The 23,119-nt window shown below is 52.2% G+C and carries 20 protein-coding genes; 8 read left to right on the plus strand and 12 right to left on the minus strand.

Annotated features, from left to right (window positions below):
- The first annotated feature begins 152 nt into the window (after nucleotides 1-152).
- On the plus strand, nucleotides 153-1,541 hold the full coding sequence (locus NG42_RS19205) for a nucleobase:cation symporter-2 family protein (protein WP_052902229.1): 1,389 nt from the start codon (nucleotides 153-155) through the stop codon (nucleotides 1,539-1,541).
- 142 nt (nucleotides 1,542-1,683) lie between these two features.
- On the plus strand, nucleotides 1,684-3,357 hold the full coding sequence (locus NG42_RS19210; protein ID WP_052902230.1) for an AsmA family protein: 1,674 nt from the start codon (nucleotides 1,684-1,686) through the stop codon (nucleotides 3,355-3,357).
- A 43-nt stretch (nucleotides 3,358-3,400) separates the two neighbouring features.
- On the opposite strand, the gene fabY is transcribed toward NG42_RS19210, so the two are convergent.
- The 5 genes from fabY to typA all read right to left on the minus strand — a co-directional run bounded on the left by fabY (nucleotide 3,401) and on the right by typA (nucleotide 8,327).
- Nucleotides 3,401-4,339 (minus strand): fatty acid biosynthesis protein FabY, encoded by a 939-nt coding sequence (gene fabY / locus NG42_RS19215; RefSeq protein ID WP_052902232.1) that lies wholly within the window; start codon nucleotides 4,337-4,339, stop codon nucleotides 3,401-3,403.
- Between the two features lie 56 nt (nucleotides 4,340-4,395).
- Nucleotides 4,396-4,833 (minus strand): D-aminoacyl-tRNA deacylase, encoded by a 438-nt coding sequence (gene dtd, locus NG42_RS19220; RefSeq protein ID WP_052902234.1) that lies wholly within the window; start codon nucleotides 4,831-4,833, stop codon nucleotides 4,396-4,398.
- Entirely contained in the window at nucleotides 4,830-5,693 is an 864-nt protein-coding gene (locus NG42_RS19225; RefSeq protein WP_052902236.1) for a virulence factor BrkB family protein, read from the minus strand. Before NG42_RS19225 ends, dtd begins: the two co-directional genes overlap by 4 nt.
- Before the next feature lie 11 nt (nucleotides 5,694-5,704).
- Nucleotides 5,705-6,301: a glucose-1-phosphatase gene (gene yihX / locus NG42_RS19230; protein ID WP_052902238.1), complete on the minus strand. Its 597-nt coding sequence runs from the start codon at nucleotides 6,299-6,301 to the stop codon at nucleotides 5,705-5,707.
- Between the two features lie 202 nt (nucleotides 6,302-6,503).
- A complete protein-coding gene (typA, locus tag NG42_RS19235; RefSeq protein ID WP_052902240.1) occupies nucleotides 6,504-8,327 on the minus strand; it encodes a ribosome-dependent GTPase TypA in 1,824 nt (607 codons plus the stop codon).
- A gap of 434 nt (nucleotides 8,328-8,761) precedes the next feature.
- Between typA and glnA the strand changes: the two genes are divergently transcribed.
- The 3 genes from glnA (at nucleotide 8,762) to glnG (ending at nucleotide 12,778) form a co-directional block, all read left to right on the plus strand.
- Nucleotides 8,762-10,171, plus strand: coding sequence for a glutamate--ammonia ligase (gene glnA, locus NG42_RS19240; RefSeq protein ID WP_052902242.1), 1,410 nt, complete (start codon nucleotides 8,762-8,764; stop codon nucleotides 10,169-10,171).
- Between the two features lie 140 nt (nucleotides 10,172-10,311).
- Nucleotides 10,312-11,361 (plus strand): nitrogen regulation protein NR(II), encoded by a 1,050-nt coding sequence (glnL, locus tag NG42_RS19245; RefSeq protein WP_052902244.1) that lies wholly within the window; start codon nucleotides 10,312-10,314, stop codon nucleotides 11,359-11,361.
- A gap of 7 nt (nucleotides 11,362-11,368) precedes the next feature.
- Nucleotides 11,369-12,778: a nitrogen regulation protein NR(I) gene (glnG, locus tag NG42_RS19250; protein WP_052902246.1), complete on the plus strand. Its 1,410-nt coding sequence runs from the start codon at nucleotides 11,369-11,371 to the stop codon at nucleotides 12,776-12,778.
- Between the two features lie 34 nt (nucleotides 12,779-12,812).
- Here glnG and hemN read toward each other — a convergent pair whose 3' ends face one another.
- Nucleotides 12,813-14,186, minus strand: coding sequence for an oxygen-independent coproporphyrinogen III oxidase (gene hemN / locus NG42_RS19255; RefSeq protein ID WP_052902248.1), 1,374 nt, complete (start codon nucleotides 14,184-14,186; stop codon nucleotides 12,813-12,815).
- 249 nt (nucleotides 14,187-14,435) lie between these two features.
- Nucleotides 14,436-14,957 carry a Der GTPase-activating protein YihI gene (yihI, locus tag NG42_RS19260; protein WP_052902250.1) on the minus strand — a complete coding sequence of 174 codons (522 nt, stop codon included), beginning with the start codon at nucleotides 14,955-14,957 and terminating at the stop codon, nucleotides 14,436-14,438.
- 553 nt (nucleotides 14,958-15,510) lie between these two features.
- Between yihI and yihA the strand changes: the two genes are divergently transcribed.
- On the plus strand, nucleotides 15,511-16,146 hold the full coding sequence (yihA, locus tag NG42_RS19265) for a ribosome biogenesis GTP-binding protein YihA/YsxC (protein ID WP_052902252.1): 636 nt from the start codon (nucleotides 15,511-15,513) through the stop codon (nucleotides 16,144-16,146).
- Nucleotides 16,147-16,279: 133 nt separating this feature from the next.
- Here yihA and spfP read toward each other — a convergent pair whose 3' ends face one another.
- From spfP to NG42_RS19285, 5 genes are all read right to left on the minus strand, one after another.
- Nucleotides 16,280-16,327, minus strand: coding sequence for a small protein SpfP (spfP, locus tag NG42_RS23985; RefSeq protein ID WP_071892919.1), 48 nt, complete (start codon nucleotides 16,325-16,327; stop codon nucleotides 16,280-16,282).
- A gap of 297 nt (nucleotides 16,328-16,624) precedes the next feature.
- Nucleotides 16,625-19,408 (minus strand): DNA polymerase I, encoded by a 2,784-nt coding sequence (gene polA, locus NG42_RS19270; protein ID WP_052902254.1) that lies wholly within the window; start codon nucleotides 19,406-19,408, stop codon nucleotides 16,625-16,627.
- A 437-nt stretch (nucleotides 19,409-19,845) separates the two neighbouring features.
- Nucleotides 19,846-20,475, minus strand: a complete 630-nt coding sequence (gene dsbA, locus NG42_RS19275) for a thiol:disulfide interchange protein DsbA (RefSeq protein ID WP_052902262.1) — start codon at nucleotides 20,473-20,475, stop codon at nucleotides 19,846-19,848.
- Between the two features lie 26 nt (nucleotides 20,476-20,501).
- Nucleotides 20,502-21,488, minus strand: a complete 987-nt coding sequence (locus NG42_RS19280) for a serine/threonine protein kinase (protein WP_052902256.1) — start codon at nucleotides 21,486-21,488, stop codon at nucleotides 20,502-20,504.
- Nucleotides 21,489-21,568: 80 nt separating this feature from the next.
- On the minus strand, nucleotides 21,569-21,838 hold the full coding sequence (locus tag NG42_RS19285) for a YihD family protein (protein WP_052902257.1): 270 nt from the start codon (nucleotides 21,836-21,838) through the stop codon (nucleotides 21,569-21,571).
- 75 nt (nucleotides 21,839-21,913) lie between these two features.
- Here NG42_RS19285 and mobA point away from each other — a divergent pair, with 75 nt between their 5' ends.
- The gene (gene mobA, locus NG42_RS19290) at nucleotides 21,914-22,510 is read left to right on the plus strand and encodes a molybdenum cofactor guanylyltransferase MobA (RefSeq protein WP_241488381.1); all 597 of its coding nucleotides are present in this window, start codon (nucleotides 21,914-21,916) and stop codon (nucleotides 22,508-22,510) included.
- A 4-nt stretch (nucleotides 22,511-22,514) separates the two neighbouring features.
- Nucleotides 22,515-23,036 (plus strand): molybdopterin-guanine dinucleotide biosynthesis protein MobB, encoded by a 522-nt coding sequence (gene mobB / locus NG42_RS19295; protein WP_052902259.1) that lies wholly within the window; start codon nucleotides 22,515-22,517, stop codon nucleotides 23,034-23,036.
- Nucleotides 23,037-23,119 lie beyond the last annotated feature (83 nt).

Consider the following 23,119-nt stretch of genomic DNA (forward strand, 5'->3'; position numbering starts at 1 on the left):
CGGAATGGTTTAAGCGTAGTGGTTATCCGCCCGTTCGATTAAGCCTGATGTGCGGTGATCTCGCGACTAAGGATGATTACAGCACTGGCAAACGATTGCTTTTACCTGGCAGAAGATTAAAATCGCCACTTTGTCGCCTGGGAACCGTGAAAATGTCCGCCGATATCGATGCTGTTGCTGCAAATCGTAACCCCGTACCTAACGCTAAAAGTGAGCTGATTTACCGGCTCGAAGATCGACCACCGCTGCCGCAAACGCTGTTTGCTGCCAGTCAGCATCTGCTGGCAATGTTTGTCGCCGTTATCACGCCAGCACTACTGATTTGTCAGGCTCTGGGATTACCGGCGCAAGATACCCGGCACATTATCAGCATGTCTCTGTTTGCCTCTGGCGTAGCGTCGATTTTGCAGATCAAAACCTGGGGGCCGGTCGGTTCGGGATTACTGTCAATTCAGGGCACCAGCTTTAACTTTGTGACGCCGCTGATTATGGGCGGACTGGCACTGAAAAATGGCGGAGCTGATGTTCCGACGATGATGGCCGCGCTGTTTGGCACCCTGATGGTGGCCTCCTGTACCGAAATGCTGCTGTCGCGCGTATTGCATCTTGCCAGACGCATTATCACGCCGCTGGTATCAGGAATTGTGGTGATGATTATCGGCCTGTCACTGATCCAGGTTGGCCTGACCTCTATCGGCGGTGGCTTTGCCGCGATGAACGATCACACTTTCGGCGCACCCAAAAATCTGCTGCTGGCCGGTGCGGTACTGGCGGTGATTATCCTGCTGAACCGCCAGCGTAATGCTTATCTGCGCGTCGCCTCACTGGTGATCGCCATGGCGGTCGGTTATCTTTTAGCCTGGGCGCTCGGCATGCTGCCGGAGAATATCGCGGCAAGCGAAAGCCCGTTAGTGGCCGTACCGACCCCACTCTATTACGGCCTCGGCTTTGACTGGAACCTGCTGATTCCATTGATGCTGGTATTTATGGTGACCTCGCTGGAAACCATCGGTGATATTACCGCGACCTCCGATGTTTCCGAGCAACCGGTAAGCGGCCCGCTGTATATGAAGCGGCTGAAAGGTGGCGTGCTGGCAAATGGCCTTAACTCCTGCGTTTCAGCACTGTTTAATACCTTCCCCAACTCTTGCTTTGGTCAGAATAACGGCGTGATCCAGCTTACCGGCGTCGCCAGTCGCTATGTCGGCTTTGTCGTGGCACTGATGCTGATCGTTCTCGGCCTGTTCCCGGCAGTGAGCGGCTTTGTGCAGCATATTCCGGAGCCGGTACTGGGCGGCGCGACCATCGTGATGTTTGGTACGATTGCCGCATCCGGCGTGCGTATCGTGTCACGCGAACCGTTAAATCGCCGCGCGATTATGATTATTGCCTTATCACTGGCGGTGGGTCTGGGTGTTTCACAACAGCCGCTGATCCTGCAATTCGCCCCTGACTGGCTGAAAACCCTGCTCTCTTCCGGCATCGCTGCTGGCGGTATCACCGCCATTGTGCTGAACCTGATTTTCCCGCAAGAGAAGTAACCCTGCATGGGCGAGGCTGACCTCGCCCACAATTCTTCCCGACTTTTCACTGAGTTTGTCTGACTTTACATCCAGGCTGTTGAGCTGGCTGAGTAATTCAGGCATAACAACCGGATACCGGAAATTCATAGGGAAAGGTGCGATGAAATTTATCGGCAAATTTTTTCTGACGCTGCTGTTACTGGTGCTGCTGGTGCTGGTGACGCTATTTTTGCTGTTGCAGACCCACTGGGGGGCTGACTGGACCAGTCGCTGGATAAGCGATCGTACCGAGTATCACCTGTCTGTGGCTCAAGTTGATTACCAGTTATCTTCGCCTTCGCATCTGATTCTGAATGACGTCACCTTCGGCCACGATGGTCAACCGGCGGTGCTGGTCGCCAAACGGATTGATCTCGGTTTTACGCTGCGCCAGTTTAGCGATCCGCTGCATTTTGACAGCGTTGAGCTTAACGATGGCACCATGAATGTTTCTGACAGCAGTGTGGCATGGCCAATGCAGGCCAATCGCCTGCAACTGAACGATATGGCGATCACCAGCCCACACAGCGTGCTGCCAGTCAGCGCCGAACAGGTTAACGGCGGGGTTATGCCGTGGCAGCCGAAAGTTGGCAATGTGCTGGGCGATACCACCAGCTTCCAGTTGAGCGCCGGTTCAATGACGATCAATGGCGTGGCAGGTAATAACGTGTTGTTGCAGGGGCGCATCGACAATAAGCGTCTGGTCTTCAGCAATATTGGTGCAGACCTGGCACGCGGTTCAATGACCGGTAACGCCGAACGCGACCAACAAGGCAACTGGCGCATCGCCAATCTGCGGCTGAATGATATTCGTCTGCAATCCAGCCAGTCATTAACAGCGCTACTCGCCCCGATGCTGGCGCTGCCTTCCGTGCATCTTGAGCGGGTTGATATCACCAATGCGCGTATGCAGGGGCCAGACTGGGCGGTGACCGATCTCGACCTGTCGTTGAAGAACCTCACCTTACGCAACGGTGACTGGGAGAGCGATGGCGGTTCGCTGTCCATGAACGCCAGCAGCTTTATTAATGGTCAGTTACAGCTGGATGACCCGATTGCTAATCTCGATTTTTCCCCGCAGGGCATCAAAATTTCGCAGTTCAGCTCGCGCTGGGCGAAAGGGTTAATCCGCACGCAGGGTGAGTGGGTGCGCAGCCAGCAACGGCTGGCGCTGGATGAACTGGTGATTGCCGGACTGGAATATACCTTACCCGACAACTGGCGCGACCGCTGGATGCAACCGCTTCCCGGCTGGCTGGATAGCGTCACGGTAAACCGTTTTTCCGCCAGTCGTAATTTGATTATTGATATTAATCCGGCGTTCCCTTTCCAGATGACCGCGCTGGACAGCAACGGCACTAGCCTGTTGCTGGCACACAATCATCAGTGGGGGATCTGGTCAGGAAAGCTCAACCTCAATGCGGCGGAAGCCACCTTTAACCGCAGCGATGTGCGCCACCCTTCACTGGCGTTAACCGCCGATGATAAACAGATTAACGTCACTGAAATGAGCGCGTTTGCCGGTGAGGGAATGGTGGAAGGATTAGCCACGGTTTCGCAGCATCCCGCGCGTACGCTGTCGTTAACGCTTAACGGGCGCTCGGTCGCCACTGACTTGCTGCATAACTGGGGCTGGCCCGCAGTTCCGCTACAGGGCAAAGGGAATATGCAGTTGAAACTGAACGCCAGCCTGGCTGCGGGGGCGCCGTTGCGCCAAAGCGCCAGTGGCACCCTGTCAGTCACCGCCAATGAGCAAAATGTGCATCAGACTATGGTGCAGGGCGAGGTTCGTTAATGTTGCGTGCCGGGCGGTGAAGAGACCGCCCGCGGGGTAAAACTTACGAACCGCATCCACCCTCTTCCAGTGGCCCGTCGGGATCGGCGGGCAGCACGATAAATACCCCTTCAAACACCGCCCCCAGCAGATCGTTACCGAACAGTTCAACTTCAAGCTGTACACGCGCTTTGCGTCCGCGCGCCAGCCGGTCGAGATCGCCACTCAAGGAACCAAGGTTTGCCACCGCGCCCGGTTTACCGGTAATCGCATGGCTGTAACGAATATGCGCATCGGCAAGGATAATGGTTCCCCCCAGATGGCGCTCACGCAACAGCAGCCAGATTAGCCCCCATCCGGTCAGCGTCGCCAGCGAGAACAGGCTGCCGGCAAACAGCGTATGGTGTGGATTCTGGTTGCCGGTCTCCGGCATGGTGGTGATAAATTTCTGCCCGGTGTACTGCGTAATCCGCACACCCATTTTTTCACTTAACGGGATATGTTCGTACCACGCCTGCTGCAACTGACCGCACCAGTCGGCGCGATGCAGAATATCATCCAGCGTTACTACCGGTTTGATCATCAGAAAGTGACGCACCGGCGTAGTCTGTGGCGCGGTGATTTCACCCTGGTTGACGTAACCGAGCTTGGCGAAGAACTCCACCGCATCCTCACGCGCACTGCATACCACGCGCTTGACGCCTTCCTGTCGCGCCACCGACTCCAGCGTCATGGCCACCAGCGTACCAAGCCCTTTCCCCTGTACCGCAGGATGCACCGCCATAAAGCGGATCGCCGCTTCGTTATCGCCGTTGATATAGAGACGCCCGATCGCCACCGGTTTTCCCTGCTCATCAACCACCATCTGGTGATGCGCCATCGCGTCCCAGGCATCGCGCTCCGAGCCCTGCGGCTGGTGGAGTGGCTTGCGTAGCATCTCCCAACGAAACTGATAATAGATATCCAGCTCTTCTGCTGTTTCAGGTACACGAAGGTGATACATAAAGTGATTCTCTCTGTCAGAGCTCGCCGCTGTCCCTTGCCGCTCGGCTAAGTGCCTCACACCTGTAACCAAAAGGTGACCGGCCCGTCATTCACCAGCGAGACTTTCATATCCGCCGCAAAGCGACCCGTCTCCGTTGCGATGCCTTTTTCCCGGCAGCATCCGACGAAATAGTTGTACAGCCTTTCAGCCTCCGCGGGATCGGCTCCGCCGGAGAAGCTGGGGCGCATCCCTTTGTTGGTATCCGCCGCGAGGGTGAATTGCGACACCACCAGCACACTGCCGCCTGCCTGCTGAACATTCAGATTCATCTTGTCGTTTTCATCGCCGAAAATGCGATAGCCTAATACTCGTTCGCACAGTCGCACGGCTTGTTGCTCGGTATCGCCTTTTTCCACACCCAGCAAAATAAGCAGCCCTGGCCCGATTTCACCGAGAGTCTCTCCCGCCACCGTAACGCTGGCATTCAACGCTCGCTGTATTAACGCAATCATGGTTCCTCGTTTGCCTGTTCTCGTTCTTTTTGTCGCAGCTGGCGATAGTCGTCCAGCGATACAGTAATCTCTGCCCCTAAAAGTACGATACACCAGGTCCAGTAAACCCATAAAAAAAGAATGGGAATCACTGCCAGCACACCGTAAATCAATTGGTACGATGGGAACATCGTAACATAGAGCGCGAAGCCTTTTTTACCCAGCTCAAAAAGTAGCCCGGCGACCAGCGCGCCAATCAGCGCATCACGCGGCGGCACTCTGGTGGTTGGCACCGTGCTGTACAACAGCCAGAATGCCAGCCACGACAGCAATAACGGAAAAATACGCAGCAGTTGATCCACCAGCGTGGTGACGCCCGTGACCTCTACCCAGCGCATCGATAGCAGATATGAGCTGATCGCCAGGCTGGCTCCCGCCAGCAGCGGCCCAAGCGTCAGAATCATCCAGTACACGGCAAAAGAGTACACCAGCGAACGTTTTTTGCTGCTGCGCCAGATGGCGTTGAGCGCGGTGTCGACCGAATACATTAACAGCAGCGCGGTAACAATCAGCCCTACCGCACCAATCGCCGTCATTTTATTGACGTTGGCAACAAACTGCTCAAGGTAGCGCTGAATGGTATTTCCCGCCGCCGGCACAAAGTTGGAGAAGATAAAATTCTTTAACTGAATGCTGATATCTGAGAACACCGGAAAGGCAGCGAAAAGCGCAAACACCACCGCAATCAGCGGCACCAGCGCCAGCAGAGAGACATAGGCAAGATTACCGGCATGGGTCGTCATGCCGTCGTGCTCAATGCGCCGCCACAATAGCTTCAGCCAGGCAGCCATTACCCGTGCGGTATAACGCGTTCGTTTCATTACAACCGACCTCAGCGCTGCTCAGCAAAGTAAGCCGGGATCACGCTCGCATCCGTGACATGGATGCTGGTTATCCCCAGCGCGCGCGCCGCTTCAATATTTGGCAGGTTATCATCGAAGAATATCGCCTGATCGGCGGGAATACCTTCCTGTTGCAGTAACTGCTGATAAATAACCGCCTCCGGCTTACGCACGCCCATCTCTTGCGACAGATAGAGGCGATCGGCAGCCTGCTGCACCTGCGGATACTGCGCGAGCCAGTAGCGACAGTGTAAGCGGTTAGTGTTCGACAGGATCACCACCCGATGGCCCTGCTCACGCAGTTGATGCATCAGCGTCAGCACCTCAGGGCGCACACTGACAAATACCGCCTGCCAGCCAGCCGCAAACTGTTCAAAGCTCAGCGCAATATCCAGCTCATCACAAACAGCTGCTGCGAACTGCTCATCACTGATTTCACCGCGCTCATGCTGTTCAACGCTTTCCCCCATACGGAAGCGACTCTGCAATGTTGCCAGCGGAACGCGCCCCAGGTCACTCCATACGCCCAGCACACGGTTGAAATCAATATCAACAATGACGTTACCTAAATCAAAGATATACAGCATGGCCATCTCCTTTTGTTCCGGTGAGCTATTCACTCTAGCGGTAAAAATCGAGACTGAACAGCCAGCATGAGACAGGAAATGTGAAAACGGAATCGGCTGCAAAAATTTGCGGGTGCAGTGGCCTGATATCAGTGGGGTGAGGTAAGCAGATAAAAAAATGGCCCCGATACCGGAGCCATTTATTGTTCACGCTAAGCGAGAATTAAACGTCTTTGCTTCCGCGGGAAGCACGTTTACGGTCATTCTCAGTCAGGTGACGTTTACGGATACGTACGGAGGTAGGAGTAACTTCTACCAGTTCGTCGTCATCGATAAACTCCAGCGCCTGCTCCAGTGACATTTTCACTGGTGGAACCAGGGTGGTGGCTTCATCAGTACCAGAAGCACGCATGTTGGTCAGTTTCTTACCGGTCAGACAGTTAACAGTCAGGTCGTTAGAACGACTGTGAATACCGATGATCTGGCCTTCATAAACTTCTGCACCGTGACCCAGGAACAGCTTACCGCGGTCCTGCAGGCTGAACAGTGCAAACGCAACGGCTTTACCCTGGCCGTTAGAGATCAGCACGCCGTTCTGACGCTGGCCGATTTCGCCCGGACGCACGTCGTCGTAGTGGCTGAAAGTGGAGTACAGCAGACCGGTACCGGAAGTCATGGTCATGAATTCGGTACGGAAGCCGATCAGGCCACGTGCCGGGATCAGGTAATCGAGACGAATACGACCTTTGCCATCTGGCACCATGTCTTTAACGTCACCTTTACGCTCACCCATCGCCTGCATCACAGCACCCTGGTGCTGCTCTTCGATGTCCAGCGTCACGTTCTCGAACGGCTCCTGGTTGCGACCGTCGATGATGCGGTTGATAACTTTCGGGCGCGATACTGCCAGCTCGAAGCCTTCACGACGCATGTTTTCGATCAGTACGGACAGGTGCAGCTCACCACGACCAGAAACACGGAATGCATCCGCATCTTCAGTTTCGTCAACGCGCAGTGCCACGTTGTGCACCAGCTCTTTGTTCAGACGGTCAAGGATCTGACGTGAAGTCACATACTTACCTTCTTTACCACAGAATGGCGAGGTGTTGACGTTGAAGAACATGGTTACAGTGGGTTCATCAACGCTCAGGGCTGGCAGCGCTTCCACGTTCTGCGGGTCGCAGATGGTGTCAGAGATGTTCAGCTCGCCCAGACCGGTGATAGCAATGATATCGCCAGCTTCAGCAATGGTCGCTTCGATACGCTCCAGACCCATGTGGGTCAGAACTTTACCGACTTTACCGTTACGGGTTTTGCCTTCGCTATCAATGATAGTCACTTGCTGGTTAGGCTTAACCACACCGCGTTTGATACGGCCAATGCCGATAACGCCAACGTAGTTGTTGTAATCCAGCTGAGAGATCTGCATCTGGAATGGCGCTTCCATTTCTACCTGTGGAGGAGAAACGTGGTCGACGATTGCCTGATACAGCGGAGTCATATCATCAGCCATATCGGTATGGTCAACACCAGCGATACCGTTCAGTGCAGAGGCATAAATAATTGGGAAATCCAGCTGCTCGTCGGTTGCGTCGAGGTTAACGAACAGGTCAAATACCTGGTCGACAACCCAATCTGGACGTGCGCCCGGACGGTCAACTTTGTTGATCACAACAATCGGCTTCAGACCATTAGCAAAAGCTTTCTTGGTCACGAAACGAGTTTGCGGCATCGGGCCATCCATTGCGTCGACAACCAGCAGAACTGAGTCAACCATTGACATTACGCGCTCAACCTCGCCGCCGAAATCGGCGTGTCCTGGGGTATCCACGATGTTGATGCGGTAGTCTTTCCAGTTAATGGCGGTGTTTTTGGCGAGGATGGTAATCCCACGCTCTTTCTCCAAATCGTTGGAGTCCATTACGCGTTCGGTTGCTTCGGTGCGGGCATCAAAGGTCCCGGACTGCTGCAGCAACTTATCAACCAGGGTAGTTTTACCATGGTCAACGTGGGCAATAATGGCGATGTTACGCAAATTTTCGATCACAGCTTTGCCTCAGGCATTAGAAATAGCGCGCTATTGTACACGGATTAATCGAAGGACTGAACAGGATCACAAATTTCATATAAAGATTACTGTCAGGATTGCTTTTACAGCCATTTACAGTGCAAAGATCGCACTCCATCGAGAATTTGCACCAAAATAGTGCCCATTAATCATTCAAAAGCACCAAAATGGTGCGCGACATCCATCATGGTGCATCTCTCGTCTCACGAGAGGGCGCATAATAGCGCCTTTTTACCCAAATAAAAAAGTTGGCATAGATTTCGCTTTAGTCTGTCTAAGCGAAAACGGCAGTTTCCACAACGGTTGATAGCTTGTCTGAGATCTTTATTATCAGATGTACGCGACAATTTACGCGTACCGAACGATAAAGTTCTCGAACCACGACAACAATGAAAATTCCAGGAGAGTTAAGTATGTCCGCTGAACACGTTCTGTCGATGATTAACGAGCATGAAGTGAAATTTGTTGATCTGCGTTTTACCGATACCAAAGGTAAAGAACAACACATCACTATCCCTGCTCACCAGGTAAATGCTGACTTCTTCGAAGAAGGCAAAATGTTCGATGGTTCCTCCATCGGCGGATGGAAAGGTATCAATGAATCCGATATGGTTCTGATGCCAGATGTCAGCACTGCTGTTCTCGACCCATTCTTCGCAGATCCTACTCTTATCATCCGTTGTGACATCCTTGAGCCAGGCACCATGCAGGGCTATGACCGTGACCCACGTTCTATCGCTAAGCGTGCAGAAGATTTCCTGCGCTCTTCCGGCATCGCGGACACCGTGCTGTTTGGACCAGAACCCGAATTCTTCCTGTTTGACGATATTCGTTTCGGCAGCAGCACTTCCGGCTCACACGTGGCTATCGACGATATCGAAGCAGCATGGAACACCGGTAAAGAATACGAAGGCGGCAACAAAGGCCACCGTCCAGGTTTGAAAGGCGGTTACTTCCCGGTGCCACCCGTCGACTCAGCACAGGACATCCGTTCTGCCATGTGTCTGACCATGGAGCAAATGGGTCTGGTTGTTGAAGCTCATCACCACGAAGTGGCGACCGCGGGTCAGAACGAAGTGGCGACCCGCTTCAACACTATGACCAAAAAAGCTGACGAAATTCAGATCTACAAATATGTCGTGCACAACATTGCTCACGCATGGGGCAAAACGGCGACCTTTATGCCGAAACCAATGTTCGGTGATAACGGTTCAGGTATGCACTGCCATATGTCTCTGTCTAAAGGCGGCACCAACCTGTTCGCTGGCGACAAATACGGCGGCCTGTCTGACATCGCCCTGTACTACATCGGCGGTGTAATCAAACACGCTAAAGCGATCAACGCCCTGGCGAACCCAACCACCAACTCTTACAAGCGTCTGGTCCCGGGTTATGAAGCTCCAGTTATGCTGGCTTACTCTGCGCGTAACCGCTCTGCTTCAATCCGTATCCCGGTTGTTGCCAGCCCTAAAGCACGCCGTATCGAAGCACGCTTCCCGGACCCAGCGGCTAACCCATACCTGGCGTTCTCTGCACTGCTGATGGCTGGCCTTGATGGCATCATCAACAAAATCCATCCTGGCGATGCGATGGATAAGAACCTGTATGACCTGCCACCGGAAGAAGAAGCTGAGATTCCAAAAGTAGCAGGCTCTCTGGAAGAAGCGCTGAATGCCCTGAACGAAGACCGTGAGTTCCTGACTCGTGGCGGCGTGTTCACCGACGACACTATCGATGCTTACATCGAACTGCGTAAGTCCGAAATGGACCGCGTTCGCATGACTCCGCACCCGGTAGAGTTCGAGCTGTACTACAGCGTTTAATAAGTTTGACGTTTTTTGTTGCCGTGGAAACTTTCAGCCCATCTTCGGATGGGCTTTTTTCTCCACTGATTCACCGTGCGGACTCACGCGTAACCGGTTCCGAAACTATAATGCACTAAAAAAGTGCAGGGGAACGCTGTATGGCAACTGGCACGCTGCCCGATGCTGGGCAGATTCTCAACTCTCTGATTAACAGTATTTTGCTGGTCGACGACCAACTGGTGGTGCACTACGCCAATCCGGCCGCACAGCAACTACTGGCGCAAAGCTCACGCAAGTTATTTGGCACACCGTTGCCGGACTTAATGGGCTATTTCTCGCTGAATATCGACGTGATGCGGGAAAGTCTTGATGCAGGTCAGGGGTTTACCGACAGCGAAGTGACGCTGGTGGTGGACAGTCGCGCGCATATTATGTCGCTGACGGCACAACGTCTGCCAGAAGGGTTAATCCTGCTGGAGATGGCTCCGATGGATAATCAGCGCCGCCTCAGTCAGGAACAGATTCAACACGCTCAGCAAGTTGCCGCACGTGATTTAGTGCGCGGCCTGGCACATGAGATAAAAAATCCACTGGGTGGATTACGCGGTGCGGCGCAGCTACTGGCGAAAGCCCTGCCCGACCCGGCATTAACCGAATACACCAAAGTGATCATCGAGCAGGCTGACCGCTTGCGCAATTTAGTTGATCGCCTGTTAGGGCCGCAGCAGCCCGGTATGCACGTGACGCAAAGCATTCATCAGGTTTCCGAACGCGTGGTGAACCTGGTGTCGATGGAATTGCCGGACAACGTGACGCTGGTGCGTGATTACGACCCAAGTTTACCTGAATTACCGCATGACCCCGATCAGCTTGAGCAGGTACTGCTGAATGTCGTACGCAACGCGCTACAGGCATTGGGTGAGGCAGGTGGAACCATTACTTTACGTACGCGCACAGCCTTTCAGCTGACACTGCATGGCGTACGTTATCGCCTGGTGGCACGCATCGATATTGAAGATGACGGCCCCGGCATTCCGGCACAACTACAGGATACGCTGTTCTATCCGATGGTCAGCGGGCGCGAGGGCGGTACCGGTTTGGGACTCTCCATTGCCCGTAGCCTGATCGATCAGCACTCAGGAAAAATCGAATTTAACAGTTGGCCTGGTCACACCGAATTTTCGGTATATCTGCCTATTCGCCAGTGAGGTTTCTATGCAACGAGGGATAGTCTGGATCGTCGATGACGATAGCTCCATCCGCTGGGTGCTTGAACGTGCGCTCACTGGAGCCGGTTTAAGCTGCGCGACCTTTGAAAGCGGCAACGAGGTGCTGGATGCGCTGGCAACTAAAACCCCGGACGTTTTATTATCAGATATTCGCATGCCGGGCATGGATGGTCTGGCGTTACTTAAACAGATTAAACAGCGCCATCCAATGCTTCCGGTCATCATAATGACCGCACACTCCGATCTGGATGCCGCCGTCAGCGCCTATCAACAGGGTGCATTTGACTATCTGCCGAAACCGTTTGATATCGATGAAGCGGTCGCACTGGTTGAACGCGCCATCAGCCACTATCAGGAACAGCAGCAACCGCGTAATCAGCCGGTGAATGGCCCGACGACCGATATCATCGGTGAAGCGCCGGCGATGCAGGATGTGTTTCGGATTATTGGCCGCCTGTCGCGCTCATCGATTAGCGTACTGATTAATGGCGAATCGGGTACCGGTAAAGAGCTGGTCGCCCATGCGCTGCATCGCCACAGCCCGCGCGCCAAGTCACCGTTTATTGCGCTGAATATGGCGGCAATCCCCAAGGATTTGATTGAGTCAGAGCTGTTTGGCCATGAGAAAGGGGCTTTTACCGGCGCGAATCAGATTCGTCAGGGCCGCTTTGAACAGGCTGATGGCGGCACACTGTTTCTGGATGAAATTGGTGATATGCCGCTCGACGTGCAAACCCGCCTGCTGCGCGTGCTGGCCGATGGGCAGTTCTATCGTGTCGGCGGTTATGCACCGGTCAAAGTGGATGTGCGCATCATCGCCGCCACCCATCAGAACCTTGAACTGCGCGTGCAGGAAGGTAAATTCCGTGAGGATTTGTTCCACCGCCTGAATGTTATCCGCGTCCATCTGCCGCCATTGCGTGAACGTCGTGAAGATATTCCGCGTCTGGCACGCTACTTTCTGCAAGTTGCGGCGCGTGAGTTAGGGGTTGAGGCGAAAATTCTGCACCCGGAAACCGAAACGGCATTAACCCGTCTGCACTGGTCAGGTAACGTGCGTCAGCTGGAAAACACCTGTCGCTGGTTAACGGTGATGGCCGCAGGCCAGGAAGTGTTAATTCAGGATCTGCCGCCGGAGCTGTTCGAAACCGCGACGCCGGATAGTCCGGTGCAGTCGCTACCGGACAGCTGGGCAACGCTGTTAGCACAGTGGGCCGATCGTGCCTTACGTTCCGGTCATCAAAATCTGTTATCAGAAGCGCAGCCGGAGATGGAAAGAACGCTGCTGACTACTGCCCTGCGTCATACGCAAGGGCATAAGCAGGAAGCGGCACGACTGCTCGGCTGGGGCCGGAATACCCTGACACGCAAGTTGAAAGAGCTGGGAATGGAATAACACGGCACAGGCGGCGGCTTCGCCGCCCTTTAATTTATATCACCCGTGAAAATTGCTGCATATGCGCCTTCTGGCGCAGGTAGCTGTCAAAACACATACAGATATTCCTGATCAGCAATCGTCCCTTAGCGGTGACCTGAAGGCCCTTCTGATGGCGCTCCACCAGCCCGTCGCTTATCAGCGGCTGAAGCAACGCCAAATCCTGCGCAAAATAGTGCGCAAAATCGATGTTCCACGCCTGTTCAATCTGTCTGAAATCGAGAGCAAAATGACAGATCAGCGTTTTGATCACCTCACGGCGCAGGCAGTCGTCCGCGCTTAAAGTCAGACCGCGCCACAGCGCATGCCCCTGCCGGGTGACGCTGTCGGTGTAATCCTTCATCACTTTCTGATTCTGCGCATAACTGTCGCCGATCATACTGATCGCCGAAACGCCCATTCCCAGCAAATCACTGTCGCCCTGAGTGGTATAACCCTGGAAATTGCGGTGCAGTTTGCCAGCTCGCTGGGCAATCGCCAGTTCATCCCCCGGCCGCGCAAAATGGTCCATACCAATAAACTGATAGCCCGCGCCTGTCAGGGTATGGATGGTTTGTTGCAGAATCTCCAGCTTTTGCCGCGCATCTGGCAGATCCTGTTGTTTGATTTTACGCTGCGCGGCAAACAGCGCTGGCAGATGCGCATAGTTAAACACGCTAAGACGGTCCGGATTCAACTCCACCACCCGCTCTAAAGTAAAAGCAAAGCTCTCTGGCGTTTGCGATGGCAGGCCATAGATCAAATCAATATTGGTAGAGGTAAAACCTCGTTCGCGTGCGCGCTGCATCAGGGAAAAGATAAATGCCTCATCCTGTACGCGGTTCACTTTCTCCTGAACCTGCTTATTGAAATCCTGCACGCCCATGCTCAGGCGGTTAAACCCGGCAGCGCACAGGTGGTCCAGCACATCCAGCTCAATTTCACGCGGATCGACTTCAATCGACTGCTCAGCATCGGCGCTGAAGTTAAAACTGGCGCGCAGCACATTGTTCAGCCGGGTAATTTGCTGTTTATCAAGAAAGGTTGGGGTACCGCCGCCCCAGTGCATTTGCCCTACTGTGCGGCCGGAGAACAGTGGCGCACGCGCTCGAATCTCCTGCTCCAGCACATCAAGGTATTGATCGGCTTTATGCTGCTGACGGGTGACGATTTTATTGCAGCCGCAGAAGTAGCAAAGGCGATGGCAGAAAGGAATATGGATATAGAGCGACAGCGGGCGTTCAGGATAACGTTGCGCCGCCTGTTGGAAGCAGGCCTCGTTATAGTTCTGATTAAACTCAAGTGCGGTAGGATAAGAGGTGTAGCGCGGCCCGGATGCGTTATATTTCTGAATCAGGGCCAGATCCCATTCAATCGTTGGCATGGACATCATCACTCCTTCCAGTTACGTCGTCGTGTTGACCGTCGCGCGGGAGGACACTGTCTCAGCTGTCGTTTGACGGTATCGCGGCGCAACCGGGATTTCAGTCGCGTCAGACGCCGTAGTTTAACGAATAACCAAATCAGATAACATGTAAGAAGAAAGGCGAAAATTGATCCAGGCCAAAGCATTGGCTTAAACCTCTTGATCCGGCACTCCGCAGAGGGAATGCCGGTGCAGACGTCAGCAAAGTGCCGATCAGTTATTGCCCTTCAGCAGGCGATACATATCTTCTTCTGCTTCATCACCGTCTTCGTCGTCACCAAGCTCAATGCCCAGTTGCTCCATCAGCACGTCGATGCGGTCAAGAGTTTGATCAAGCCATGCCTGCTCTTCCGCAGACAACACTTCACCATTTTCCAGACGATCCAGCAACGCATCGAGACGCTCGTTGTTTTCCAACGCCGCCAGCTCTTCCTGCGGGCTGAGCTTCGGCTGTTTCTCTACCGCCACTTTCTTCACTTTCGCGGGTTTGCTCTGCTGGCCTTCAACGCCCAGTGGAATCGGCTTTTTGCTGCCGATACGCGGGTCTTTGGCTTTGCTGTCGTTGCCTTTGTTCTGGTCTGCCGCGACAGGATTGGCGCGGCTGCCGGAAGCATTGCCACGGTGTTTTTTCTCGTTTTTGCGATCGCGCGCTTTTTGATTGAGATCTTCGCGTGACTTACGTTTGTCTTTTGGCGCTTTGGTTTTACCCTGCGGCGCACGTGCAGGTTGCTTCATAATAGTGTCTGCTCTCTGGAATTATCTATTCAGTATAGAATTGCGGCGAAATCTAGCAGAAAGCGGACAAAGAAAAAAGGCGGCAGGTCACCCTGTCGCCTTTTTTCGCACCTTCCGTAGAAGGACAGTCTTCCATTACATCCATTTATGCAATCAACATCCCGGTTTTTCCATGTGCCGTCCACTCATCCCGAGTGCTTCCCTTTCCGTTAGGGTTCTGGTCCACTGAACCTGTTTCCTTTTTCCCTCGCTCTTTGTCATCCTGACATTCCCTGAGCGCTTCATCCTGAAGTGAGTCATCCAGACTCTGTGCACTACTTTAGACTAAAAGGCCAAACTGACAAGCCAGGTAAAAAAATAGTTATACTTTTGTTTAGGTATGAAAAGTTAACCATCTGATTTATCTATATTTGATAATTTTAAAATTTTAGAAAAATCGCTAATCACTGGCAGTAACTATGGCAAATGTCTTACAAAATTAGCTATCGGGCGCTTTGGGCGTTTTACAGGTATAATCACGCCATCGCCACATTTGTCCTTCGGAGTTTCTATTTTGTCTGGCTGGAATTATCACGTAACGCATTTTGTCACCAGCGCCCCCGACATTCGCCACCTTCCTGCTGATACCGGCATTGAAGTGGCGTTTGCTGGCCGTTCTAACGCCGGTAAGTCCAGCGCGCTGAATACACTCACTAATCAGAAAAGCCTCGCCCGTACCAGTAAAACACCTGGACGTACGCAGCTGATTAACCTGTTCGAAGTTGAAGAAGGTATTCGCCTTGTCGACTTGCCGGGTTATGGCTACGCCCAGGTTCCGGAAGAGATGAAGAAGAAATGGCAGCGCTCACTGGCAGAATACCTGCGCATGCGGCAGTGCCTGAAAGGACTGGTGGTGCTGATGGATATCCGTCACCCGCTGAAAGATCTCGATCAGTCCATGGTGCAGTGGGCGGTTGAAAGCTCGATTCCGGTGCTGATCCTGCTGACCAAAGCCGATAAACTCGCCTCAGGTGCGCGTAAAGCTCAGCTGAATATGGTGCGCGAAGCATCGATGGCGTTTATGGGCGATGTGCAGGTTGAGATGTTCTCGTCGCTGAAAAAGATTGGCGTCGATAAACTACGTCAGAAGCTGGATACCTGGTATAGCGAGATCCCACCCGCTACCGAAGAAGAAATCGCGGAAGAATAAAACTGCCGAACGGGCGGCGTTCTCGCCGCTCATGCCTGCATCAGCCCATCAGATGGGCGAAAAATTCGGCAAAATTCTGACCCGCGTCCAATAAAAAACGCCCCAGTCATAAATGACTGGGGCGGCTAAATATTCAGCCAAATCCGATTACGTGAAGTAAAAGGTCTGAAAGATAGAACATCTTACCTCTGTACCCTACGCCTTGAACTCTACATGATTTTTTCTGACCGAAAAAGGGTTTTTTGTAGTTAATTTTCATAAAACATCATTGATTTCTCAACACTGGTCACAAAAAACCGGTAACTTTGTAGCTAAATTACATAAAAAATGCTTAGGCGATAGAAACTTAGCGGATTATGAGACTGACATCCCTGTCAATCCTGAAGCTGAAACGATTAACCCAAGGTTTTAGTTATCACTCAGCGACAGAACCCGGGGATAAATCCCCGTCCCTTTCCGGTCATCATAATTAGCAGGGTTAGTGGGCCTGATCCCAGTTATCACCCACACCGACATCTACACGTAATGGCACGTCCAGCGTCATGCTGTTTTCCATCAGTTCACGGATCTTCTTGCTGGCGCTCTCAACCGCATCTTCCTGCACTTCAAACACCAGTTCATCGTGTACCTGCATAATCATCTTCACTTCCGGCGTGCTTTGCGCCAGCAGCCACTCGTCTACCGCAATCATGGCACGCTTAATGATATCAGCGGCAGTGCCCTGCATCGGGGCGTTAATCGCTGCACGCTCGGCGGCTTTACGACGCATGGCGTTGCTGGATTTAATGTCCGACAGGTAGAGACGACGACCATCAAGGGTCGAGATATAGCCTTGTTCTGAAGCCTGCTGACGGGTGCTTTCCATATACTGCAACACGCCCGGATAACGCTCAAAGTAGAGATCCATATACTTCTTCGCTTCCCCGGCACCGATACTAAGCTGCCGCGACAGACCAAACGCGCTCATGCCATAAATCAGACCAAAGTTGATCGCTTTGGCGCTGCGGCGCTGCTCACTGGTCACTTTGTCCAGCGGCGTACTGAACACTTCTGCCGCCGTGGCACGGTGAATATCCTGGCCTTCGGCAAAGGCTTTCAGCAACCCTTTATCCTGCGACAGATGCGCCATGATGCGCAGCTCGATTTGGGAATAGTCAGCGGCGACGATGCGATGGCCTGCCGGTGCGATAAATGCCTGACGGATTCGACGCCCCTCTTCATTCCGTACCGGAATATTTTGCAGATTCGGATCGCTGGAAGACAAACGTCCGGTTGCCGTTACCGCCTGATGATAGGAAGTGTGAACGCGCCCGCTATGCGGGTTGATCATCAGTGGCAACTTATCGGTGTAAGTCGATTTCAGCTTCGACAGACCACGGTGCTCAAGAATGACCTTCGGCAACGGATAGTCCAGCGCCAGTTCTGCCAGCACTTCTTCACTGGTCGACGGCGCGCCTCCCGGCGTCTTCTTGGTCGGCTTAATGCCCTGTTTTTCAAACAGAATAGTTTGCAGCTGTTTAGGCGAAGAGAGGTTAAACGGCTCACCAGCCAGCTCATGCGCTTTCAGCTCCAGTTCGGCAAGACGAGTCGTCAGCTCTTTCGAGTGAGCCGCCAGAATGCCCTGATCGATTAACACGCCGTTACGCTCAACCCGGGAGATCACCGTAACCAGTGGCATTTCGATCGTTTCGAAGACATTTTTCGGCCCGGCCTGTTGCTCCAGCTCTGGCCACATCTTCTGATGCAGTTGCAACGTGACATCCGCATCTTCAGCAGCGTAATGCGCCGCCTGCTCCAGTGCAATCTGGTTGAAGGTCAGCTGATTTTTACCTTTGCCGGCAATTTCAGTAAAGGTGACGGTTTTATGGTTCAGCCACCGTGATGCCAGCGTGTCCATATCATGCTTACCGGCCACGCTGTTCAGCATATAAGACTCAAGCATGGTGTCGAACTGAATGCCCTGTAGCTCAATATCATAGTTCTTCAGCACACCGCGATCGAACTTCAGGTTTTGCCCGACCTTCAGCGCTTTCGGGTTTTCCAGCAGTGGCTTCAGTCGCGCCAGAACCGCATCGCGGTCAAGCTGCGGGGGCGCATCGAGATAATCATGGGCAACCGGCAGGTAAGCCGCATCGCCCGCTGCTACCGCAAAAGAGAGGCCGATAATATTTGCACTAAGGGTATCCAGCGCATCGGTTTCAAGATCGAAGGCAAAGACTTCGCTGGCCTGCAATTTCTTCAGCCACTGTTCAAACGTTTCTTCATCCAGAATCGTGACATAGCCATCAGCTGACAGCACGCTGGCCACTTCCTGCTGTTCAATTTTTTCGACTACTGTTTTTTGCGCCACAGGATTGTTCTTTTTGCCCTGCAACCAGACGCCTTCTTCCAGATCGGTAATCCAGCGCTTAAATTCGTAATGCCTGAACAGTCCGAGCAGTTCTTCCACTGCCGGTTCATTGACGTTCAGCTGGTCGCAAGTCACCTCCAGCTCAACGTCGGTTTTAATCGTTGCCAGCTGATAGGAGAGGAAAGCCACCTCTTTATTTTGCTCCAGCTTGGCTGACATGGTTTTGGCACCACGGAACGACAGGTCGGCGACTTTATCCAGATTGTCATAGATGGCTTTCATGCCACCCAACCCCTGTAGTAACGCCTGCGCGGTTTTCTCACCAACACCAGGCACACCAGGAATGTTGTCCGAGGAATCGCCCATCAACGCCAGGAAATCGATAATCAGCTCTGGCGGGATACCATATTTATCATTGACCTCTTCCGGGCCAAGGATCGAGTTATTCATGGTGTTAATTAGCGTCACATTTGGCGTAACCAGCTGGGCCATATCTTTATCACCGGTGCTGATCAGCACCGGACGACCCAGTTTTTCTGCCTGTAGTGCCAGAGTACCAATCACGTCATCAGCCTCAACACCACTCACTGCCAGCAACGGCAAGCCCATGGCTTTCACCATCTGATGCAGCGGCTCAATCTGCGCACGCAGATCGTCCGGCATCGGCGGACGATGAGATTTGTAGTCCTCAAATAACTCGTCACGGAAGGTTTTACCTTTGGCATCGAAAACGACCGCAACATGGCTCGGCTTATATTGCAGCAGCAGGCTGCGCAGCATATTGAGTACGCCATACATCGCACCGGTCGGTTCACCCACACTATTGGTGAGCGGTGGGAAGGCGTGATAAGCGCGATAGAGATAAGAGGAACCATCTACCAGAATCAGCGGATTTTCTGCAATTTGTGCCATAGGTTGTCACATTCTTTGTTAGCCATTTGAATGAGCTTAAGGATGCCACAGCTCAGGCATAAAGTTGAAATAACTCGGGCAATAAAGCAGTAAAGTTTTCTGAATTGCGTGCCAGCTTCCAGCAAATAAACTGTGGATAAGTTTGTGCGTAAGTTTGCTAACTTATTGTTATTTACAATAAACGACAATCCAATACAGAATAAAATTATTTGTTTTCAGTTAGTTATAAATTTATTGTGGATGATTTGTTTAAATATCAGAAAAATATTTAGTGTGGATACAAATATTTCCGCTCCGTCATTAATACCTGTTCTGTGGTCAGACAGTGGGACGTATGACGGTATTTTTTCTTCGTGGGAAAAAGGAGAGATATAAGTGAAGAATAGCGGCGGGGAAACAAAAAACGCCGGAAAACCGGCGTTTACTATAAGCATTACTTACTTTTTGTTGATAAGGAATTTAACCACGTTGGCATATTGCTGTACGAAGTTATCCATAGAGCTGGTATCCAGACCGCCGTTATTAACCATATATTTGCCGTTAACAAACATTGCCGGAACACCACGCAAATCAACATCAGCAGCGGCTTTTTCCTGTTGTGCAACCAGGGATTTCACCACAAAGCTGTTCCATGCAGCATCGTACTCTTCTGGCTTGATATCAGCAGCTTTAACAAAAACGTCTTTCAGGCTGGCCGGATTAGTGATGGTCTGCGTTTTCTGAATACCTTCAAAAATTGGTGCGGTGACTTTATCTTCAACGCCCAGCGCCATCGCCACTGCCCATGCCTGAGTGACCGTTTTACCCATCTCACCGCCTAAGAATTCGACGTGATATTTGGTGACTTTAACGTTTTCAGGCAGGTTTTTCTTAACCGTTTCGCTAACGTGATAAACACGTTCGAACTGATAACAATGCGGACAGAAGAATGAGAAAAACTCGAGAACCTGAGGCTCACCGGTAACCGGCTTATCGAGAGTGACATACTGCTGACCATCGGTAAATTGCGCTGCGGAAGCGCTGAATGCCAGAACCAGGCCGACGAGCGCAAACCAAATCTTTTTCATCTTAAACATTTCTCCTGAATATAACGTCAAAACGCAGGCATTAACTGCAGCGGTGGCTCCTGCAACAGCTTGTCCTGCTCATCAAAAATCGATATCTGTCTGTGCCAGAAATCTTCATCCGTCATCCACGGAAAACTTCTCGGAAAAGCAGGATCTTGCCAGCGGCGAACAATCCATGCCAGATAATAAACCATCCGCATAGCGCGTAAAGGTTCAATCAGTGACAATTCGTGTGCATCAAAGTCGCTGAACTCACTGTACGCCTCCAGCAAAATGTCCCACTGAATGCGCTGTTCCTGACGATCGCCGTTTACCAGCATCCATAAATCCTGTACCGCCGGACCATTCCGCGCATCATCAAGATCGACGAACAGTGGACCGTCACGCCACAGTATATTACCGGGATGACAATCGCCATGCAGGCGCAGAGAGGCCCAGTCGTTATGCCAGCAGCCTTGCAGCGTATTGCTCAGTCGATCAAGGCTTTGCAACAATCTGATCTTTAGCTTCGCCGGGATCAGACTGGTATTTTCCAGTACCTGCCGTGGCTCAACGATATATTCCTGCAGACTAAGGGTCGGGCGCTCGGTAAACCGGTGTTTTTTGCCGGTCTGATGGATACGACCGAGAAACCGTCCCACCCACTCCATATGATCGTAGTTATCCGTCTCGTACTGGCGGCCACCCAGACTCGGGAATACCGCAAAGTAAAAGCCTTCATGCTGATGCAGCACCTTATCCTGCAACATTAGCGGCGCAGCAATCGGTACTTCATCAGCCAGCAGCTCGGCAGCAAACTGATGCTCTTCATCTATTTGAGCCGACGTCCAGCGCTGTGGGCGGTAGAACTTCACCACATAACGCTTTTTATCTTCGTCTGAGAACTGATACACCCGGTTCTCGTAGCTGTTTAAAGCCGTCAGGCCGGACTCTACACGCAAGCCGGTATCCCAAAGCGCATCGACTATCGAATCGGGATTTAGCGTCTGAAAGTTAAAGGCTGCCTGGTTCATGGTGCAGATTCGCTATTTCGCTAAAAGTAAGCGGGAAAGAATATCATTAAAAGACATATGCTTTGGCTGAAGGTTCAGATTTAATCTTTAATCACGCCGCGAGCGCGCAGTAAGGCGGTCTTAAAATCCTCTTCATAATCTTTTTTCAGGCCAGGAATCAGGGCACTTTTTTCTGCATCCCGCATTTTCAGGTGATAAATCAGAATATCGTCAGTGAGCTGCTCAATTGGCCCACTGAAACCTGACTCATCGGCCAGTTTCTGCAAGAATTGCAGTAGATTCAGATCGGGCTCCTTTTGCCAGGCAGGCTGTAGCAGTGCGATCAATTCATTAAGACGATGACATTTCATAGCGGTTTGCCCTTACGGTGAGTATTCCGTTACGTTAACAGGGTTATTTCCACATTAAAAGAGAGGTTAATCTCCATGCAGCAGCAAATGAGTATGACATTTGCAGAGGTCACCGGGGTCATTCTCGCCGGAGGACGCGGCAGCCGGATGGGTGGCGAAGATAAAGGACTGATGATGCTCAACGGTCTTCCGCTTTATCAACACGTCTTACAGCGTTTGCAGCCACAAGTTTCGACTATTTGCATTAGTGCTAACCGTAACATCACGCGCTATCAGCAGAGCGGTTTTCCAGTGATTAGTGATACCGTTACTGATTTTGCTGGCCCTCTGGCAGGTATGCTGGCCGCACTGCGCACGATTCATAGTCAGTGGGCAATGTTTGTTTCATGTGACACCCCCTTTATACCACCCACTCTGGTTGCAGGTTTATGGGAAAACCGGGGAACTGCAGATGCCGTCTGGGTACGAAGCGCGGGGCGTGATCATCCGACCCTGGCTTTGGTTAACCGCCGCATTGCCGATCGACTGGAAATTTTCCTGAATCGCGGCGATCGCAAGCTGATGCTATTTATGCGACAGATAACCTCAAATCCTGTTATTTTCGACGATGATAACGCAAGTTTTATTAATATCAATACGCCAGACGATCTGCTTAGCTGGCACGAGGTTTAATCATATGCTCCCACTTATCGCCTTTGCCGCACCAAGCGGTACCGGTAAAACTACGCTACTTAAACAGTTAATTCCGTTACTGCAACAGCGAAATATACGACCAGGTCTGATTAAACATACGCACCATCATATGGATATCGACACGCCAGGCAAAGACAGTTATCAGTTACGTAAAGCCGGTGCGGATCAGGTGCTGGTCGCCAGTCAACAGCGCTGGGCATTAATGACCGAGACGCCGGATAACGATGTTAATCCTGATCTTTTTTATCTCGCCAGCCGGCTGGATGCATCCTCACTGGATGTCATTCTGATTGAAGGTTTCAAAAACGAATGCGTGCCAAAAATTATTCTGTGGCGCGAAGCGACCGGTGGCAATCTCTGTGAGTTACTTGATAAAGAGGTGATTGCGGTAGCCAGTGACCGACCATTAACGGTGGGAGTGCCTTGTCTCGACCTGAATCAGCCGCAACTAATAGCAGATTTTGTCATCGACTGGCTAAAAAGTGAGGAAAACACGGAGTCCTGAACGCAAAAAACCCTCAGCTTTCGCTGAGGGTTATCGCAATTTGATGCCTGGCAGTTCCCTACTCTCGCATGGGGAGACCCCAC

The organism is Winslowiella iniecta (assembly GCF_001267535.1).
GTDB lineage: Bacteria > Pseudomonadota > Gammaproteobacteria > Enterobacterales > Enterobacteriaceae > Erwinia > Erwinia iniecta.

Excerpts from the sequence above, each read along its gene's own strand:
- NG42_RS19205 (WP_052902229.1), top strand. The coding sequence starts at position 153 with ATGTCCGCCGATATCGATGCTGTTGCTGCAAATCGTAACCCCGTACCT.
- NG42_RS19210 (WP_052902230.1), top strand. The coding sequence starts at position 1,684 with ATGAAATTTATCGGCAAATTTTTTCTGACGCTGCTGTTACTGGTGCTG.
- fabY (WP_052902232.1), bottom strand. The coding sequence starts at position 4,339 with ATGTATCACCTTCGTGTACCTGAAACAGCAGAAGAGCTGGATATCTAT.
- dtd (WP_052902234.1), bottom strand. The coding sequence starts at position 4,833 with ATGATTGCGTTAATACAGCGAGCGTTGAATGCCAGCGTTACGGTGGCG.
- NG42_RS19225 (WP_052902236.1), bottom strand. The coding sequence starts at position 5,693 with ATGAAACGAACGCGTTATACCGCACGGGTAATGGCTGCCTGGCTGAAG.
- yihX (WP_052902238.1), bottom strand. The coding sequence starts at position 6,301 with ATGCTGTATATCTTTGATTTAGGTAACGTCATTGTTGATATTGATTTC.
- glnA (WP_052902242.1), top strand. The coding sequence starts at position 8,762 with ATGTCCGCTGAACACGTTCTGTCGATGATTAACGAGCATGAAGTGAAA.
- glnL (WP_052902244.1), top strand. The coding sequence starts at position 10,312 with ATGGCAACTGGCACGCTGCCCGATGCTGGGCAGATTCTCAACTCTCTG.
- glnG (WP_052902246.1), top strand. The coding sequence starts at position 11,369 with ATGCAACGAGGGATAGTCTGGATCGTCGATGACGATAGCTCCATCCGC.
- hemN (WP_052902248.1), bottom strand. The coding sequence starts at position 14,186 with ATGTCCATGCCAACGATTGAATGGGATCTGGCCCTGATTCAGAAATAT.
- yihI (WP_052902250.1), bottom strand. The coding sequence starts at position 14,957 with ATGAAGCAACCTGCACGTGCGCCGCAGGGTAAAACCAAAGCGCCAAAA.
- polA (WP_052902254.1), bottom strand. The coding sequence starts at position 19,408 with ATGGCACAAATTGCAGAAAATCCGCTGATTCTGGTAGATGGTTCCTCT.
- dsbA (WP_052902262.1), bottom strand. The coding sequence starts at position 20,475 with ATGAAAAAGATTTGGTTTGCGCTCGTCGGCCTGGTTCTGGCATTCAGC.
- NG42_RS19280 (WP_052902256.1), bottom strand. The coding sequence starts at position 21,488 with ATGAACCAGGCAGCCTTTAACTTTCAGACGCTAAATCCCGATTCGATA.
- NG42_RS19285 (WP_052902257.1), bottom strand. The coding sequence starts at position 21,838 with ATGAAATGTCATCGTCTTAATGAATTGATCGCACTGCTACAGCCTGCC.
- mobA (WP_241488381.1), top strand. The coding sequence starts at position 21,914 with ATGCAGCAGCAAATGAGTATGACATTTGCAGAGGTCACCGGGGTCATT.
- mobB (WP_052902259.1), top strand. The coding sequence starts at position 22,515 with ATGCTCCCACTTATCGCCTTTGCCGCACCAAGCGGTACCGGTAAAACT.